At 61.1% G+C, this 16,337-nt stretch carries 19 protein-coding genes and 1 tRNA gene; 7 read left to right on the top strand and 13 right to left on the bottom strand.

Annotation, left to right across the window (positions count from 1 at the left end):
* The coding region (locus NW848_RS03500) for a CatB-related O-acetyltransferase (protein WP_414508371.1) at window positions 1-585 on the bottom strand (585 nt) is incomplete at its 3' end.
* A gap of 179 nt (window positions 586-764) precedes the next feature.
* On the opposite strand from NW848_RS03500, the gene cobU reads away from it, so the two are divergent.
* From cobU to NW848_RS03485, 3 genes are all read left to right on the top strand, one after another.
* Window positions 765-1,328, top strand: coding sequence for a bifunctional adenosylcobinamide kinase/adenosylcobinamide-phosphate guanylyltransferase (gene cobU / locus NW848_RS03495; RefSeq protein WP_099835790.1), 564 nt, complete (start codon window positions 765-767; stop codon window positions 1,326-1,328).
* Window positions 1,329-1,413: 85 nt separating this feature from the next.
* Window positions 1,414-1,902 (top strand): CRR6 family NdhI maturation factor, encoded by a 489-nt coding sequence (locus NW848_RS03490; RefSeq protein WP_011431052.1) that lies wholly within the window; start codon window positions 1,414-1,416, stop codon window positions 1,900-1,902.
* Window positions 1,903-1,949: 47 nt separating this feature from the next.
* Window positions 1,950-2,444 carry a dethiobiotin synthase gene (locus NW848_RS03485; protein WP_240527832.1) on the top strand — a complete coding sequence of 165 codons (495 nt, stop codon included), beginning with the start codon at window positions 1,950-1,952 and terminating at the stop codon, window positions 2,442-2,444.
* 120 nt (window positions 2,445-2,564) lie between these two features.
* Here the strand turns inward: NW848_RS03485 and NW848_RS03480 are convergent, their stop codons facing one another.
* From NW848_RS03480 to NW848_RS03450, 7 genes are all read right to left on the bottom strand, one after another.
* Window positions 2,565-3,029 carry a YbhB/YbcL family Raf kinase inhibitor-like protein gene (locus tag NW848_RS03480; protein ID WP_041439166.1) on the bottom strand — a complete coding sequence of 155 codons (465 nt, stop codon included), beginning with the start codon at window positions 3,027-3,029 and terminating at the stop codon, window positions 2,565-2,567.
* Between the two features lie 109 nt (window positions 3,030-3,138).
* Window positions 3,139-3,223, bottom strand: a tRNA-Ser gene (locus NW848_RS03475).
* Window positions 3,224-3,302: 79 nt separating this feature from the next.
* Window positions 3,303-3,719, bottom strand: a complete 417-nt coding sequence (locus NW848_RS03470) for a DUF2358 domain-containing protein (protein ID WP_011431055.1) — start codon at window positions 3,717-3,719, stop codon at window positions 3,303-3,305.
* Window positions 3,716-4,513 carry an MBL fold metallo-hydrolase gene (locus tag NW848_RS03465; protein ID WP_414402694.1) on the bottom strand — a complete coding sequence of 266 codons (798 nt, stop codon included), beginning with the start codon at window positions 4,511-4,513 and terminating at the stop codon, window positions 3,716-3,718. The genes NW848_RS03470 and NW848_RS03465 overlap by 4 nt, the downstream gene beginning before the upstream one ends.
* A gap of 4 nt (window positions 4,514-4,517) precedes the next feature.
* The gene (locus tag NW848_RS03460; RefSeq protein ID WP_011431057.1) at window positions 4,518-5,858 is read right to left on the bottom strand and encodes a TldD/PmbA family protein; all 1,341 of its coding nucleotides are present in this window, start codon (window positions 5,856-5,858) and stop codon (window positions 4,518-4,520) included.
* A 12-nt stretch (window positions 5,859-5,870) separates the two neighbouring features.
* On the bottom strand, window positions 5,871-6,779 hold the full coding sequence (locus NW848_RS03455; protein WP_414402692.1) for a DUF4351 domain-containing protein: 909 nt from the start codon (window positions 6,777-6,779) through the stop codon (window positions 5,871-5,873).
* A 15-nt stretch (window positions 6,780-6,794) separates the two neighbouring features.
* Window positions 6,795-8,255, bottom strand: a complete 1,461-nt coding sequence (locus tag NW848_RS03450) for a TldD/PmbA family protein (protein ID WP_011431062.1) — start codon at window positions 8,253-8,255, stop codon at window positions 6,795-6,797.
* 290 nt (window positions 8,256-8,545) lie between these two features.
* Here NW848_RS03450 and NW848_RS03445 point away from each other — a divergent pair, with 290 nt between their 5' ends.
* Window positions 8,546-9,166 carry a uracil-DNA glycosylase family protein gene (locus NW848_RS03445; RefSeq protein ID WP_099813338.1) on the top strand — a complete coding sequence of 207 codons (621 nt, stop codon included), beginning with the start codon at window positions 8,546-8,548 and terminating at the stop codon, window positions 9,164-9,166.
* An 80-nt stretch (window positions 9,167-9,246) separates the two neighbouring features.
* On the opposite strand, the gene NW848_RS03440 is transcribed toward NW848_RS03445, so the two are convergent.
* The gene (locus tag NW848_RS03440) at window positions 9,247-10,095 is read right to left on the bottom strand and encodes a methyltransferase domain-containing protein (RefSeq protein ID WP_011431064.1); all 849 of its coding nucleotides are present in this window, start codon (window positions 10,093-10,095) and stop codon (window positions 9,247-9,249) included.
* 122 nt (window positions 10,096-10,217) lie between these two features.
* Between NW848_RS03440 and NW848_RS03435 the strand changes: the two genes are divergently transcribed.
* Window positions 10,218-11,825, top strand: coding sequence for a B12-binding domain-containing radical SAM protein (locus tag NW848_RS03435; RefSeq protein WP_011431066.1), 1,608 nt, complete (start codon window positions 10,218-10,220; stop codon window positions 11,823-11,825).
* A gap of 20 nt (window positions 11,826-11,845) precedes the next feature.
* Here NW848_RS03435 and rbsK read toward each other — a convergent pair whose 3' ends face one another.
* Window positions 11,846-12,775 carry a ribokinase gene (gene rbsK, locus NW848_RS03430; protein ID WP_414508372.1) on the bottom strand — a complete coding sequence of 310 codons (930 nt, stop codon included), beginning with the start codon at window positions 12,773-12,775 and terminating at the stop codon, window positions 11,846-11,848.
* A 120-nt stretch (window positions 12,776-12,895) separates the two neighbouring features.
* On the opposite strand from rbsK, the gene NW848_RS03425 reads away from it, so the two are divergent.
* Window positions 12,896-13,207, top strand: coding sequence for a YbjQ family protein (locus NW848_RS03425; RefSeq protein WP_011431068.1), 312 nt, complete (start codon window positions 12,896-12,898; stop codon window positions 13,205-13,207).
* 5 nt (window positions 13,208-13,212) lie between these two features.
* Here NW848_RS03425 and NW848_RS03420 read toward each other — a convergent pair whose 3' ends face one another.
* Both NW848_RS03420 and NW848_RS03415 read right to left on the bottom strand, forming a co-directional pair.
* Window positions 13,213-13,962, bottom strand: coding sequence for a YebC/PmpR family DNA-binding transcriptional regulator (locus NW848_RS03420; RefSeq protein ID WP_414508375.1), 750 nt, complete (start codon window positions 13,960-13,962; stop codon window positions 13,213-13,215).
* A gap of 95 nt (window positions 13,963-14,057) precedes the next feature.
* The gene (locus NW848_RS03415) at window positions 14,058-14,813 is read right to left on the bottom strand and encodes a hypothetical protein (RefSeq protein ID WP_414508373.1); all 756 of its coding nucleotides are present in this window, start codon (window positions 14,811-14,813) and stop codon (window positions 14,058-14,060) included.
* Between the two features lie 349 nt (window positions 14,814-15,162).
* On the opposite strand from NW848_RS03415, the gene NW848_RS03410 reads away from it, so the two are divergent.
* Complete coding sequence (locus tag NW848_RS03410) at window positions 15,163-15,768, top strand: hypothetical protein (protein ID WP_099887360.1); 606 nt, start codon at window positions 15,163-15,165, stop codon at window positions 15,766-15,768.
* Here the strand turns inward: NW848_RS03410 and NW848_RS03405 are convergent.
* Window positions 15,765-16,220 carry a hypothetical protein gene (locus NW848_RS03405; protein WP_414508374.1) on the bottom strand — a complete coding sequence of 152 codons (456 nt, stop codon included), beginning with the start codon at window positions 16,218-16,220 and terminating at the stop codon, window positions 15,765-15,767. The two genes, NW848_RS03410 and NW848_RS03405, sit on opposite strands and share 4 nt — an antisense overlap.
* Between the last annotated feature and the right edge of the window lie 117 nt (window positions 16,221-16,337).

Raw genomic sequence — 16,337 nt, 5'->3', positions numbered from 1 at the left:
CCTCCAGCCCGCCAAGCTGCGCTGTGGCGGGAGTACCCCGGAGGTTCTGATGGCTTCAAGAGGCCAATCCCACCAAGCAAGCTGGTTGAGCTGCTCGATGACGTCGGGTGAAAAGCGGTAGCGAACGACTTTGGCTGGCACCCCTGCAACAACTGCATATGGCGGGACGTCTCTCGTCACCACGGCAGCCATTCCAACAACCGCCCCGTTTCCAATCGTCACCCCTGAGCGAATCATAGCGCCATAGCCGATCCAAACGTCATGCCCAACCTGAATATCTCCCCGGGTCAGAGGGTGACCTTCCAAAGCCCGCAGTTCGCTCCAGAACTCAGGTAGATGAGTAAAAGGATAAGTAGTTGCCCATTCAGTGTGGTGCTCATAGCCTGCAAAAAAATGAACCCCTTTTGCAATTGAGCAGCAGCGGCCAATCTTTACCCGCGAAGGCTCTCCCATCCAATGAATGAAGAGCTCCACTGCATAGGTCAGGGGGCCGACAGTAAGCAAGGGAAATGGTTCCAAGCCTTGGTAGTAGGCAAAGTACGTTTTGTCCTCCAGTTGAGGACTATGTTCAATGCAGATGGCCATAAAACCTCCGGCTGCTGGATTGGGGTCTGCCAAGATCAATTTCCAAAACGTGAGCCTAAGTAGAATATGCCCAAGCTCCAGGCAGGGGGGTTCCAGGGTTTGCACGGCAACTGAAGCAGAAGCGTAGGGGGTCTACCGACTGCCAAGCTACTCTAGCAATAGACTTTCCTCTTCAGGCAATGCCAATTGTGCTTATCTGTGGCCCTGCCCGCTGCGGCAAGAGTCGGCTGGCGGAGAGCCTGGCGGCTGCTTCCGGCCTGCCGGTCGTCTATCTGGCCACCGGCCCCAAGCCCGATCCCCAAGCCGACCCAGAGTGGGCGGAGCGGGTTCAGCAGCACCGGCAACGGCGTCCTCCCACTTGGCAAACCTGGGAAACCGGGCCCGACCTGGGGGCCGACCTGCAAAAGCTGTCTCAGCCCTGTTGTGCCCTGGTGGACTCTCTAGGCGGCTGGGTGGCGCAGGGTCTGGAGTGTTCCCCGGAGGAGTGGGATCCCTTGGTGGACGCTTTCTTGTCGGCCTTGCAGAGCTGGGCAGGAAAGGCGATCTTGGTCTCAGAAGAGGTAGGCTGGGGAGTGGTGCCCGCCTATCCGCTGGGGCGTCGGTTTCGCGATCGGATGGGAGAGCTCACCCAAAAGCTGGCCCCGCTGGCAGATCAGGTGTTCTTGGTGGCAGCAGGCTTTGTCCTCGACCTAGCTCGGCTGGGGATCCCGCTGGCAGGAGGGAATGGCCCAGAGCTGAGATAAGCTGCAAGGGGTTGACGGATGGGGTATCTTGCTTGCGGAAGCCCTCGCCTGGATCAAGACTGGGTTAAAGCGATTGCTTGTCGCCGTGCCAATTACCTTCCACCTACCTGCCAAAGCCATCCAGGCCTTGGATTTGACCCCGGGCCATGAATTGGTGAAAACCTTGATGGCGGATCCCGTTGGCGCCGCTCAGCAGGTACAGTGCGCCATCGATTGGCCGCGCAGCCCCGACGATCCGCGGGAGCTGTCGGAGATCCCAGAAGTGCGCCTGTGGTTCATCCGCTGGGATACGGTTTACCCCTGGATGCCCTACTTTCTCGATTGGCGCAGCGGCGAGCTGGCCCGCTACGCCGCTATGCTGGTGCCCCACCAATTCAACCCCCGCGAAGGGATCGTCTACAACCCGGAGGCGTTGGAGATCTTCGTCTACCAGAAGATTTTTGTGCTGATGCGCTGGTTTAAGCAGCAGAAACTGGGATCTGTCTCGATGCTGCGGGACATGGCCTTGGTGTTTGGCTTTGAGGTGCAACCCGAGTTTCTGAGCCTCTGGGAAGCCGAGACGGGGGAACCATGAGAGTGATGGTAGCAGACACCTGGCCTGGAACTCAGGCAGCACCAGGAGTGGCAGACTCCTGGCAGCAGGCGGTGCAACGCCCTTGGGGCCTGCTCGAAGTGGATCCCAGCCCTTCCGAAGCCCAGCTTAGAACCCTCTGGCAGCAGATTGCTGCCTGGAAGGGAGAGAAGGCCCCGCTGCTGGTGGTGCCTGGCAGCCTGGCCGATCCGATAGGGCCCGGCCAAACCTGGGCTGACCTAGCCCATGCCTGGGGGTTTGACGTGCTCTTGACGCTGCCCCAAGAGGCTGCTCTCAGCCAGGGAGCCGCTTTTGCAGCCTTGCTTCACCAAGCCAAGGCCCACTGCCTGGGATGGGTGTTGCTGGAATCTGAGTCGGCCTCCTCCCCAGAAGAAGAACCCGCTTTGATCTGGCAGTTGCAGGCCCACCTGGGGATCCCTGTCCTGGGTAGAAAAACGGCGGCGGGGCAAATTTTTTGGAGAGCGGAGATGTTGGATTTGCTTTCGGCAAGGCCCAGCTCCCGACTGGGGGCGCCCCTTGCTTGAGGTTCTCCCTTCCCAGCGAAGGGGATCCCCTTGCCCCTAGGACTCGTCGGCAGAAGGGAGCTGCCAAACCCTTGTCTGGCTTAGGCGCGGCGGCAAGCCGGGGCTTTAACCGCGGATCCCCTACCTTTTTCTTTGATAGGTGCCCATCAGTTGGGCCTGGGCAAGGAGGTGGCCTTCCATAGCCTGCAGCAGGGCTTCCTTCGTCGCCCCTGCAGCCAAAGACAGTTGCCGATCCAGGGCGTAGAGGGTGAAGAAGTAGCGGTGGGTGCCGCTGGGAGGGCAAGGGCCACCGTAGTCGTTACGCCCCCAACTGTTTTGCCCATGCACAGCCCCCTGGGGCAAATCGGCATCGCCGCGGATCCCTTCTGGCAGGCTGCTAACGCTGGTGGGCAAGTTGTAGACCACCCAGTGGACAAAGGTGCCCCTGGGCGCGTCTGGGTCATCCATGATTAGGGCAAAGCTCTGGGTTTCCGAAGGTGCCCCCGACCAGGCTAGGGGTGGAGAGAGATCTTCCCCATCACAGGTGTAGCGGGAGGGGATGGATTCTGAGTGGGAAAAAGCGGAGCTGGTGAGTTGCAAAGCCATAATTTCTTCAGGTTTCAGCAACTGGCCATATCCTGCCACACGAGGGGACTGGGGGGTGGAGGGATATAGGGGGTCTCCTGCAGCTTCTACCTGAGGCGGGCCTCGATGACGGAGAGAGTGGGATTCGAACCCACGGTGAGTTGCCCCACACAGCATTTCCAGTGCTGCGCCTTCGACCACTCGGCCATCTCTCCAGAGGAGAGAAAACGACTTTTTAGCGAGCCTAAAAAGTCAGCTTTGCAATCCTAGCAGAGGTGTGGACCGGCAGTCAGCTCATTTGGCAGCCCCGACTCCCAAAATCTGCAGCATCACCTCCCAGCGGGAGCAGCGCCAGTGGTCGATGTGGGATCCGATCAACCCTGCTTCGTTGATCTGGATTTCTGTCCAGCCGGGGACGCACAGGCGGGGACGCCAGGGCAAAAAAGCCAGGGATCCCCTCAGCGTCCACTCGCTGCGGATGTGGTTGCCGCTCTGGTGGATGTCGTGCAGCTCGAGGTGGATATCCTGCAGCCAGCGTCCCAGGCTTTCGACCATGGCCCGATAGCGATCCAGGCCGCGAAACTCGTTGAGGGGATCCCGAAAATAAACTTGGGGATCGTAGATGGAGTAGGTTTGATCGCAAGGAAAGCGGGCGTAATCGGCCCGCAGGATGGCCACGAGATCGGGGGCGGCCTGAGAAGGAGGGCTCACGTCTTAACCTCAGCGGGAAGGGATACCGTCTCCCCCGGGGCAGGGCAGCACAACTGGATGGATTGGCCGGTGGCAGCGTTCAGGGATCCCAGCTTTTCCCGGAACTCCTCTAGGCTCCCCAGGGGGCGGATCTGGGCGGCAAACCAGCCGTGGTAGTCCACCTCTCCCATAGCGGTGGGAATCACCTGCTGCGGGCGCAGGGCGGCCACCACCTGCAGGGCCCGCTGCGGCCCCATGATCACCTCGCCCAAGAAGGGAAAGATCTGCCCTACCACCGGGATCAGCAGGGTGTGGATGGGGGTGAACTCCTGCTGCAGCCGCGGGCGGACATCCGGTTGGGAAAGGTGGGGCTCGTAGTAAAGCCGCGTCTGGGTCGGCAGCTCCTCCAGCAAAAAGCCCAGTTCCCGCACCGGCCCCAGGGGGGCGCCAGGAACCGCTGTGATGCCTAGATCTCCCCACTGCACGGACTGCCAGGGATCCAGGGCCTGCACCCTCATAAAGCCAAGGCTCCGCGCCACCTTGGCGGCTGTTGGAGAAGCGAAAACCGGGATCTGCTTGTCCAGCCGCTGCAGGGTGGGGGGGTGGCAGTGGTCGGGTTGGCCTTGGCTGAGGAGGATACCGTCGATTTTGGGCAGGGTTTCCGGCGTGAACGGCGGCATCTGGCGGTGCTGCAGGCGGATGAACCAGGGCAGGCCAAAGAACACCAAGGGATCCACCAGCCACGGATCCAGCAGGAAAGTCTGGGTCTGGGTATGGACTAGCCAACTGTTGAGGTCGATGCGGGTGAGTTTCATGGGGCTATTGGCCGGTGATGGAAAGATCGGCTACCCAAATGCGGGGACACAGACCACTAGGAGTGATTTGTGGCTCCGGCTCGACGTAGAAAATGGACTGCAAGAGTGCTAGAAAATCCCCCGCTACTGTCGCCGCCTCGATGCTGATGCGCTCCCCCTGGCGCACCCACCAGCCCTGGAAGGGCAGGGAAAAGGATCCCTGCAGAGGCTTGACTCCGGCATGGAGAGCCTGCAGCTCGTCAATCCAGACCACATTCTCAGCCGTGGCCAGGTCGTAGGTGCTCTCTGGCGGAGCCCCGGCAAAGACGTGGTAGTAGTGGGCTGCCACCGTCACCTTGGCGCCGATATTGGCGTGCCCCGTGGGCTGGGCCCCCAGGCGTTTGGCGGTGCCAGCGCTGTGCAAAAAGTGGGTCAGAACTCCGTTGGTAATCAGGGAAACGCGGCGGGTGGGGGTGCCTTCGCCGTCAAAGCTAATCGCGCTTACGTTAGTCGGGTGCAAGGCATCGTCACACACCGAAAGCAGCGGCGAGGCAATCTGCTGGCCCAGCGAGTCGGGGGTGGACAGGCTTTGGTTGTCCAAGATGTTCTGGGCGTTGAAGAGATTGGAGAAAGCCCCCAACAGGCTTAAAAAAGCTTCCCCAGAAAAAACCACCGTATATTTCCCCGAAGGGATCTGCGCGTACTCCAGGTGGCTGATGAGCTTCTCGGCGGCTTCTTTTACGCACCCCTGGATATCCAGCTCCTCTAGGCTGCGGGCCACCCGCATGGCGCCGGCGCTGCGGGGCTTGCGGCCTTCTTGTTCTGCTTTGCCGTAGAGAAAGACCGAGGCCAGAGTGTGGCCCTCCTGGCGCAGAGCTTGGTCGCTGTTGAGGTAAAAGCGGTCGATCTGTCGCTGGGCCAGGCCGTTGTAGGGCACCCCCTGGATGGCGGGATGGGATCCCAGCAAAGCCTTCTCGGCAGCCACCAGCTGATCTAGGAGCTCGCTGGCCAGCGCCAGGGGCCTTTTGTCATTACAGGGCTGGAGAATGGGCAGCTTCGCTTCTGGACTGAATTGGGGCGCGTGTTCCCGCACGCCGAAGTGGCTGGCCTCAAAGGCCGTCTGCAGAGCTAGTTCCAGCCCTGCTTCGTCCACATCGGTGGTGGAGGTCACCCCTACCTGGCCCTGGTCGTTCCAGGCCCGCACCGTCACACTGCAGCGGTGAGAAGCTTTTACCTGACGGGGCTCCCCCTGCTCCACCTGCACGCTGGTCTCATCCACTGCGGCTCCGTAGAGATCAAACTGGGGGATCCCCAGGTGTTTGGCGCACCTTTGCGCCTGTTCGGCCAAGAGTTCAACTTGCAGCATGTCATTCCTTCTCTACCGACGGGCCAGCCAGGCGGTCAAGTCCTCCACGCTGTTGAAATCCAGCAGCGCTTCCCCCAGCGCCTCCAGTTGCGACGGGGGCAAGGCCCAAATCCTGTTTTCCAGGGCCGGGTCAAGGGATCCCAGCTTCCGCCGCAAAAGCCGCAAAACCAGCGTTGCTTCTCCATGCTGCAGTCCCTGTTGCAGTCCCTGTTGCAATCCCTGTTGCAGCCCTTGCTGCAGGCCCAGTTGCAGACCTTCTTTGCGCCCTGCTTCCAGCCCCTCCCGCAAAGCTTCCGAGCGCCACTCCTGGTAGATCACCGATTCCCTCATATCCAAAGACCTCATGATTTGCCGAATCAAACCCCGATCCAATGCTAGTCCCGCCAAAACGGCTGTTGCTGCTGCCAGTTCTCGCTGCTTGCTGGGGTCTGGCAAGCGCTCCAGCTCGGCAACGACTTCTCGTAAGGTTTCTACAGGATCCTCCACCTGGCTTAAGACCCGAAAAGGCAGCAGGGCTGGCCAATCGACGTTGGTTGGCAAGTTGCATTCCCACAGGCGAATGACCTCAAACTCGTGGCTCAGCCGTTCTAGGCGAAAGGAAGTTTGGAAAACTCGCTCCGAGGTCGTTTTGCGCAGATAAATCACCACCTGATGCACAGGTAGCTGTGGATATTTCCGGTAAAGGCGCAGCCGATAGTCGGCCATGCGAAAGGGGATTTCAGGATCTGGATCTGTTTGAAATTCCAGGTGCAAAATGCCCTGCTGCAGCCCCAGCAAAATAACAGAATCTGCTCGAACAGGTTCCTCCGAAAGTTCTGTGGGCAACATTTGCACCGGCTCAGCCACTTCTCCCACTAGCCAACGGGCAAACTGCTCCGGGAAGCGCTCTGCCAGGTACTTGCAGACGTTGTCGTAAGCCATGGGGGATCCCTGGGCCTAGCGCCCGCCCACGGTGATGGCGTCCACCTTGATGTGGGGCTGGCCGACGGTGACGTAGATGCTGCCGCTGACAGAACCACAGAAGCCAGGGGCCAGGCGGAGATCCTTGGAGCACATGGAGATCTTGGTCAGGATATCCTTGGCTTCCCCGATTAAAGTGGCTCCCTTGAGGGGCTTGGTGATCTTGCCGTTTTGGATGAGATAGGCTTCTTCCACGGCAAAGTTAAATTGGCCGGTGGGGCCGACGCTGCCGCCCCCCATGCGCTTGCAGTAGATGCCTTTGTCGATAGAGGCAAACAGGTCGTCCAGTTCGGCGTCGCCGGGGGCGATGTAGGTGTTGCGCATGCGGCTGGCGGCGGCAAAGGTGTAGTTTTGCCGGCGACCGCTGCCGGTGCGGGGATGGCCGGTGCGCATCGAGCCGGCCCGGTCGGCCAGGAAGTTCTTCAAAATGCCCTTTTCAATGAGCAAAGTGCGCTGGACGGGCATGCCCTCGTCGTCCACATCCAAGCTGCCAAAGGCCCCCTCGGAAAGCCCCTCGTCCCAGGCGGTGAGGTTTTTGTGGGCAATCTTCTGGCCTTTTTTGTCGGCAAAGGGGGTGGTTTTGCGCTCAATTTGGGTGGTTTCCAAGAGATGCCCACAGGCCTCGTGGAAGATGACGCCGCCAAAGGCGTTGGACATCACAATGGGGTAGGTGCCCGATTCCACGTAGTCGGCATAGAGCATCTGGCCGGCAGCCTCTGCCAGCTCCTGGCTGTGGGCCACAAGATCCCAGCGGCGCAAAAAGTCGGGATCCCCGGTGCCCCCCGCGCGCTGGCTAACGGAAGCGCGATGATCCCCGTCGGCACAGAGCAGGGTAGAGCTGACCGACTGGGTAAGGCGGATGTCGCGCACAAAGGTGCCGTCGCTGCAGGCTACCAGGATCTCCTGCCAGTCGCGGAAGTAGTTGGTGCGGCGGGACTGGATGTGGTGAGCTTGCCGCTTGAGCTCTGCGTTGGCCCGCCCCAAGATCTCCCCCATCTCGGCAAGGGAGCTGCATTCTTTGAGCCAGCCGTCTTTGCGGCGGCGCTCGGCGTAGTCCTGCAAGATCCCCAAGTTGACAGGGGAGACCAAGGCGGCAGGGCCTGGGGGGGTAAGGCCCATCAAGAGCAGGCCTTTTTCCAGGGCGGCTTTGAGGCCGGCAAAGGAGAGATCGTTGGTGCTGACGTAGCAGTCGGCCAGGCCGCGGAACACCCGCACGCCGGCGCCAGTGGCAAGCCGAGGGGTGATGCTGGTGATGGCGTCGTCTTCGGCCAGGCAGCTGATGGAGTTAACCCGCTCCAGGAAGATCTCCACCAGGTCGGCGCCAGCAGCCCGCCCCCAGCCTAAGAGAGTTGCAAGGGGATCCCGCCAGTCTTCGTCGAAGCGCTGCAGGGTGGGACGATAGTCGAGGTTGGGCAGTTCTTTGGACAAAAGCAGCATAGGAGGCCGAGAGCACTCAAAAGAGGGAAAGGGCAGGCTGAGATGCCGCCACCTTTTGTTCCCTCAGTTTAACAAGACGTAAAGGCTGCCCTTTTGGGGAAAGAGACTCCAAGCTTGACAAGGGCAGAGGAGCAGCCGAAGATCGCTGCACAAGGATCCCTCACCTTGCAATGGCTGCCAAGAAAAGATCCTCGGAGCTTCAGCCCAGCCTATTTGACGATCCCCTAGAGCCACCTGCCCCCGCTGCGGAGACGCTTCCCCAATGGGATCAGATCCCGCTCTCGGCCCAGGTGCCCATTCCCCCCGGTACCTATCGAGAACTAGAACAACTGGAGCAGCACTGCCGGGTCTGCCAGCGCTGTGAATTGGCGGCCAACCGTACCCACGTGGTGGTGCACCGCGGCAACCCCAAGGCCAAGATCGTGATCGTCGGAGAAGGGCCGGGGGAAAACGAGGATCTGCAGGGGCTGCCCTTTGTGGGCAAGTCGGGCCAGTTGCTCGACAAGATCCTGGCCTCGGTGGGCCTAGATCCGGAGCAGGATACCTACATCTGTAACGTGGTCAAATGCCGCCCTCCCCACAACCGCGTGCCCACCCAGGAGGAGATGGACGCCTGTCGGCCCTATCTGCTGGAGCAGATTCGCCTGGTGGATCCCTGGATCATTCTGTTGACGGGGGCCACTTCGGTGCGCTCTCTTTTGGGGGATAAGCGCGGCATCACCAAGATCCGCGGCGAGTGGATCCAGTGGCAGGGGCGCTGGTGTATGCCGATTTTCCACCCGGCCTATTTGCTGCGCAACCCCGACCGCACCCCCGGCAGCCCCAAGTGGCTGATGTGGCAGGATATTCAGGCGGTGAAGCAAAAGTACCTAGAACTTGCCGGCGCAACGCCGCCCCAGCCGGACTTCTGAGCTACTTTCCCTGGTATTTGGCCAGCGCCGCTACCCTCACCCCCAGCCCCTCTCCCAAGGGAGAGGGGGGTATGGGATCCCTAACTTGCAGGCTTGAAGCCGCTCAGCAGGCCGAAGCGCAGCAAGCCGCTGGCATAGGCCCGCCGCATCAGGCCCAGCCCCAGCGCCCCACGGACGGTGACCCAGCCGCTGCGCAGCAAAGCCGGGATCCACCGCCAATCGCGAGCCGAGGCGATCACCTCGTCCCAAAAGGGGGCCACCCGCTCCGACCAGTCGGCGGTGCGCAACCGCTCGAACCCCACCTGGTGGGCCAGCGCTTCATACTCCGACAAGCTGATGACATAGGGCAGGCAGTACACGTCGTAGATCTGCTGCAAAAGGCGCTCATCCTGGCGGCTCAGGGATCCCTCGCGGTGGCACCAGGTAACCACCATCATCTGCCCGCCCGGCTGCAAGACCCGCCAGCACTCGGCCAGAAACCGCCGCTTATCCGGCATGTGCTCGCCGCTTTCCAGAGCCCAGACCAGATCGAAGGTGTTGTCGGCAAAGGGCATGTCCAGGGCATCGGCCACCCAAAAGCGCACCCTGTTGCTCAGGCCGGCTGCTTGAGCGCGCTCCTCGGCCCGCTGGGCCTGGACAGGGCTGAGGGTAATGCCTGTTACCTCGGCGCCAAAGCGCCGCGCCAGCTCCAGGCTGCTCCCCCCAATGCCACAGCCGAGATCGAGGATGTGCCGGGGGGGCTTGGGATCCCCGATCTGGCCCCATTGAATGACTCGGTCGATGAGATCGATCTGGGCTTGGCGGCGATCCTTGCCGGTCTGGCCCGGCTCGTAGTAGCCGTGGTGCATGTGCTCTCCCCACACCTGCTCCCAAAGGCCAGAGGAAGCATCGTAGAAGCGGCGGATGCGTTGGTTGAGCGGAGAGGTCATCGGCAGGTGCAGGTCGGGATCCCTCTTATTCTGGACGATCTTGCCGTCCTTCCTGGCCCTGGGGGCGGGCTGGCAAAACCCCGATTAAGCTGGGAAAGTAGGCTCTTGTTGCCGCTGGGATCTTGGCCACCTCAGACTTTGCCCTCGAGCAGCTTCTCTTCACCCCGGCCACGCCCGAGCCCGACGCGGTGCGGCTGATCTACGCTTTCCCCAACACCTACTCGGTGGGGATCACCAGCCTCGGCTACCAGGTCATCTGGAGCCTGCTGGCCAGCCGCCGTGATGTGTCGGTCGCCCGCCTGTTTACCGACCTGGCCGAGCCGCTGCCGCGGGATCCTGAGCTGCTGGGCTTTTCCCTCTCCTGGGAGCTGGACTACGTCCACATCCTGGATCTGCTGGAACGACAGAGGATCCCCCTCCAGGCCGAGGCGCGGGAAGAAGCGCACCCCCTGGTTTTCGGCGGCGGCCCGGTGTTGACGGCCAACCCTGAGCCCTTTGCTGCGTTCTTTGACTTGATCCTGCTGGGGGACGGGGAGGGGCTGGTGGAGCAGATGATCCAGACCTATCGGCAGGTACGGCGGGGATCCCGCGCCGAAAAGCTGCAGGCGCTGGCCCAGGTGCCGGGGATCTACGTGCCCAGCCTCTACGAGGTGCGCTACCGCGGGCCCGACGGCCCAGTGGAGAAGGTGATCCCCAAGCTGGACGGGATCCCCAGCTCCATCCGCAAGCACACCTTCCGCGGCAACACCCTCTCGGTGTCCACCGTGGTTACCCCCAAGGCGGCCTGGGAGAGCATTTACATGGTGGAGGTGGTGCGCAGTTGTCCGGAGATGTGCCGCTTTTGCCTGGCCAGCTATCTAACATTGCCTTTTCGGGCAGCGGATGTGGAGGGACATCTGATCCCGGCGGTGGAGCGGGGGCTGCAGGTTACCCAGCGGATTGGCCTTTTGGGGGCTTCGGTAACCCAGCACCCCCAGTTTGAGGAATTGCTGGAGTACCTGGCGCAGGATCGCTTTGAGCAGGTGCGCCTTAGCCTGGCCTCGGTGCGCACGGGCACGGTTACGCCTCGCTTGGCGCAAGTGCTTTCCCGCCGCGGCAGCCAGTCCATTACCGTGGCCATCGAAAGCGGCTCGGAGCGGCTGCGCCGGGTCATCAACAAAAAGCTGGCCAACGAAGAGATCCTGGCGGCGGCTGCCCACGCCCAGGCCGGCGGCCTGAAGGGGATCAAGTTCTACGGCATGGTGGGGATCCCGGCGGAAACCCAGGCCGACCTGGAGGCCACGGTTGCTCTTTTCAAGGAGCTCAAGAAGGTGGCTCCCCGCCTGCGCTTCACCCTGGGCTGCAGCACCTTTGTGCCCAAGGCCCACACCCCCTTCCAGTGGCAGGGGGTGGATCCCCAGGCGGAGAAAAAGCTGCAGTGGTATCAAAAACACCTGCGCCCCCTGGGCGTGGAGTTCCGCCCGGAAAGCTACAGTTGGTCGGTCATCCAGGCCTTGATCTCAAGAGGGGATCGGCGGGTGGCCCAGGTTTTGCAGCTAGCACGGCAGTGGGGCGATTCCCTGGGCAGCTACCGCCGCGCCTTCAAAGAGCTCAAAGGGCAACTGCCGCCCCTGGACTTCTACGTGTACCACAACTGGGATCCGGCGGATCCCCTTCCCTGGCAACACATCGAAGGCCCTCTCAGCCTGGAGCGGCTGCAGCAGCACCGCCAAGAGGCCTTTTCCGTGTAGCATGTCGTGCCTAAAATCCCCTAGGAAGGGGATTGACGGTGAGAGCCTGAAGCGGCCAGAAACGCCTCGATCTCGGCGCGGTGGGGCAAACTGGGCTGAGCGCCAGGGCGGGTTACACACAAGGCCGCAGCGGCATTGGCAAACCGCAGGGCTTCCCTCAGGGATTTGCCAGCAGCCAGGCAAGCGGCCAAAGCACCGCAGAAGCTGTCGCCGGCAGCAGTGGTATCCACCACCAACACGGGGTGGGCTGGCAGATGGCCCCTTTCCTCCCCATCGGCCCAGACCAAGCCCGCTCCCCCCAACGTGACGATCACTGTCGGGATCCCCTGCTGTTGCAAGGCTTGGGCCACTTTTTCGGCTTGCGCTGGCGTCTCCACTGGAGATTGGGCAAGGGCAGCGGCTTCGCTTTCATTGAGCACCAAGTAGCGCACCTGGCGCAACAGGGATCCCGGCAGGGGAGCCACAGGGGCGGGATTGAGGAGGACAGGGATCCCTTGGGCAAAGGCCTGCTCGGCTACCGCCTGCACCGTGGCCAAGGGGATTTCCAGTTGCAACAATACCAGAGCTGCCGCTGTCCAGGGGGGCAGATGGGCGGGTGTGTAGCGACCATTAGCCCCAGGGCTGACCACGATCCGGTTTTGCCCTGCTCGATCCACAGTAATTAGGGCAATGCCGCTGGGCCCTTCCAGCTCTCGCAGATGGCGGGTATCGACGCCATTTTGATCCAAGTTCTCCTTTAGGAAACGGCCAAAGCCATCGGATCCCACCGCCCCCCACATCTCCACCTGGGCTCCCGCCCGGGCTGCTGCCACCGCTTGGTTGGCTCCCTTACCCCCAGGGTAGGTGGCGTAGTCGGATCCCAGCACCGTTTCCCCAGGCCCAGGATGGCGTGGTACCTGCACCACCAAGTCCAGATTCAAGCTCCCCACTACGCGAACTAGGGCTGTCATTGGCTAGCTGAAAAACGGTGCCCTAGAGGTAGCTCATTCTAGCTCCCACCACTGGGTTGGAGAGCTTTACGCCTTGGAGAGGATTGGCTAGCTTGTGAGGGGGTGACGCGGAAACAAGCCATGCTGCTGACCACTACAGACGTGCTCCAAGGTAGAGAGGTTGAGCGTTACTTGGGCATTGTTACCGCCGAGGTAGTTTATGGCACCAATGTTCTACGGGACTTCCTTGCTAGCCTCCGCAACATCATCGGGGGACGCACAAGAACCTATGAAGAAGTTCTCGAGAATGCCCAGAAAAAGGTTTTGGAAGAGTTGGAGCAGCGAGCCAAACGTTTGGGAGCAAATGGCATCCTAGGCGTTAGCATTCATACCAACATGAGCGCGACCATGATCCTCGTTACCGCCGCCGGCACCGCCGTCAAGCTGCGCTAGAACCTTTAGGCCAGGCTCTCCATCAATGCCTCGTCGATCTCAAAGTTGGCGTAGACATTTTGCACATCATCCAAGTGGTCCAGCCGCTCCATGAGGGTCAGTACCAGCTTGGCTGTCTCGGGATCCTCCACATGCACCTCCGTAGAGGGGATCCAGCGGATGGCCGCCTCTTGCACCTGGTAGCCTTCTTTTTTGAGGTAGGTGGCCACCTGCTCCAGCAGGGTGTAATCGCAATAGACCTCTGCGCCGGTTCCCTCCACCTTGAGATCCTCCCCTCCTGCTTCGGCTACCGCTAGCAGCAGAGCTTCGGGATCTGTCACCCCCTCCAGGTTGATCACCCCTTTTTGCCGGAACAGCCAGCTGACGCAGCCGCTTTCCCCCAAGCTGCCGCCAACTTTGCTGAAGGCCTCCCGCACCTCGGCAGCCGTGCGGTTGCGGTTATCGGTCATGGCCTCGATTAAGACAGCTACCCCCCCAGGGCCGTAGCCTTCGTAGCGAATTTCCTCCAGGGGGCTGTCGTCGGTCCAGTTGCCGGATCCCTTAGCGATGGCCCGTTCAATGTTCTCGGCGGGCATGCCTGCCGCTTTGGCTTTCTCCACCGCTGAGCGCAGCCGAAAATTGGCTTCCGGGTCTGGCAGGCCGCTGCGCGCTGCCACAATGATGGCTCGGGAAAGTTTGGTAAACAGGCTGCCTTTTCTAGCATCTACGCGGGCTTTTTGCCGTTTAATGTTGGCCCATTTGCTGTGTCCTGCCATGCTGTGCCCACCAGTCAAGCAATCCACGGGGAGGGATCCCCTAACTCTGAAGCCTAGATCACCACCTGCTCAGGTCTCAACCCCAGGGGAGTAGGTCAGGGCTGAATGGGTTGCCGCTCGATCACGCCCCCCGGTGGCGGTGGAGCTTCCGGCGTTGCTTGAGGTGTAGGCGTTGGTGTCTCTGTGGGAGCTGGCGTGGGAGGTAGAGGAGGCACAGGCTCTTCAAACACGGCTCCAGGCGGAGGGGTTGGGGTTTGCGGCCGAGTTAAAAAGGGCGTTACCTGTTCCAGCAGCTCGGCATAGAAGATTCCATCCTGCTCTGGCCCAAAGCGGCCTACCGCCCAGCGGTGACGGGGCACAAACAGCGTTTGCAGCAGCACCTCTCGACTGGCGAAAGAGGGGGTGCCCACAAAGACATAGCCATCGACGATGACACGGTTCAAGTCAGGCCGAGTTTGAAACACCCGATCCACCTCCCGCAGTATCTCCGCATCCAGCCGCTCCAGCAGAGTTTCCAGCGTATCCTCAGGCCTGACCAAAACTCGCACCTGAAAGCGATAGCCTTCGCAGCGATAATCTCCGCAGAGTTTAACCAGCTCGTTTCGCACCCGAATCTGCGCCGCCGGATCGATGTCCCTCACCGGCAGGAAGACTTCTGGCTCTGGCTGTTGTTCTGCTTCCTGTGCCCAGGTCAAGGGCTGGCTGCTCCACGCCCTCAACAGCAGGGATCCAAACAACAAGGCAAGTCCCCACCCTCCAAGGGGGAGGCTCCAGCCCAGGCTGCCCCGCTTAGGGCGTTGGGAAAAGAAGGGATCGCGATCCCGATTCGGGCTACTCAGCGGACTGTTCATAACCAATACGGCAGCGATGGCTACCGCCAACTCTACCCAACATCTGGCGAAGAGGCACTAAGCCGGAGAGAAAACGGAGTCGCTCTTGCTGGACATCGCTGCTCTAGGGATCCAGAAGCAGCTCAACAGAAAGACAGCACCCCAAATCAAGAGGAGAGCATCGTTGGCTGAGCTCTGTTCGCTGCAGCTTGCCGAGGTGGCTGTATTCTGGAGAAGCTAATGATCCTGTGGCAGAGGAGTGTCTATGCCATTGCCGGCATCGAAGGTTTTTGGATCCCAGGTGGGATTTTTCTGGGGTTTACTGGCCTCGACTGTACTCTTGGCAGGCTGTGGGGGAGGTGGGGGGACGGTGCCGCCTCCGGTCAATGTTTGCGAGCAAGCCTTTAGCCCAGAGTTTTTCGCAGCGATTGGCCTGCGCCGCCCAGGAGATAGCCGCAGCGGAACCTTGGGGCCGAATAGCCTTTTGGAGTTCTACTACGATAGCGCCGGCGAGATTCAAAATGCCCGGGAAGTTCCACCGCCGCCCGGCACCTTCACCTTTTACTCAGATGGATTTCTCTACTTTCCTTCTGCAGCCAACGTTACCGGAGTTACCATCCGGCTGACCAGCCCGGCTTTCGATCCGCTGTTGGTCATCGGTGCCTTTGATACCGGCAGAAACTTGGATCGGAATATCCTTTTTGTTAACGATGATGCCGCCCCTGGCAACTTTACCACCTCCCAGCTCACGATCCCGGTGCGGCAAGATCGCTGTTACTTGATCCAGGTGCAAAGTTACTGGGCGCAAAATGCTTCCCCAACCGCTGGGCCGGGCAGCCCTGGACGAGGGCCATATACCCTCCAGGTGGTGAGCGAAACGTTTGCCACCCCTCCCCCTCCCCCTGCCATCCAGCAGAAACCGGAGGATAGGGAATCGGGAGGCGGCGGTGACCGAGGTGGCGGCGTGGGTATTTAACTCTGGCGTGTGAGCTTAATGGCAAAGCTGGCGCTGCCGCAGGTGGCCGTGCCGCGAATGGAGCGCCCGTCGGCGCTGACGGTGCCGCTCCACGTGATGGTTGGGGTACCGCTACCCCCTATCCTACCGCTAACAGAAAGTTGGTTGCCGATAAGCTGGCCGCCGCGCTCGGAAAAGCTGGGTGAGGAAATGGTGATCTGGTTGCCGTCTTGCCGAATGGAGACGGTTTCCTCAATGCCGGTTGCAACATTAACCTTACACAGGGATCCCTGCCAGACAAAGGATCCTCCCTCATAGAGCCACTGACCGCTCAAGGCAAACTCTGGCGCAGGCGTTGGTGTTGCTGGGGCTGGCGTCGAGGTGGGCGTCGGGATCGGGGTGGGGGTAGGGGTAGGAGTACGGGGGACGAGCGGGGTAAAGCGAGGGATAGGGGTAAGCGTTGGTGTTGGCACCGGGGTGGGAGTGGGTGTTGGTGCCGGAGTTGGAGTGGGTGGCGGTGTCGGATTAGGTCTCGTTGTCAGTGACGCAATTCGACTTGTATGATATTAAGATCTTATAGGGGAGTCGTC

It is taken from the genome of Synechococcus sp. RC10A2 (assembly GCF_047502605.1).
The sequence above is the reverse complement of the archived record's forward strand: the minus strand, read 5'-3'. Positions and strand labels throughout refer to the sequence as shown.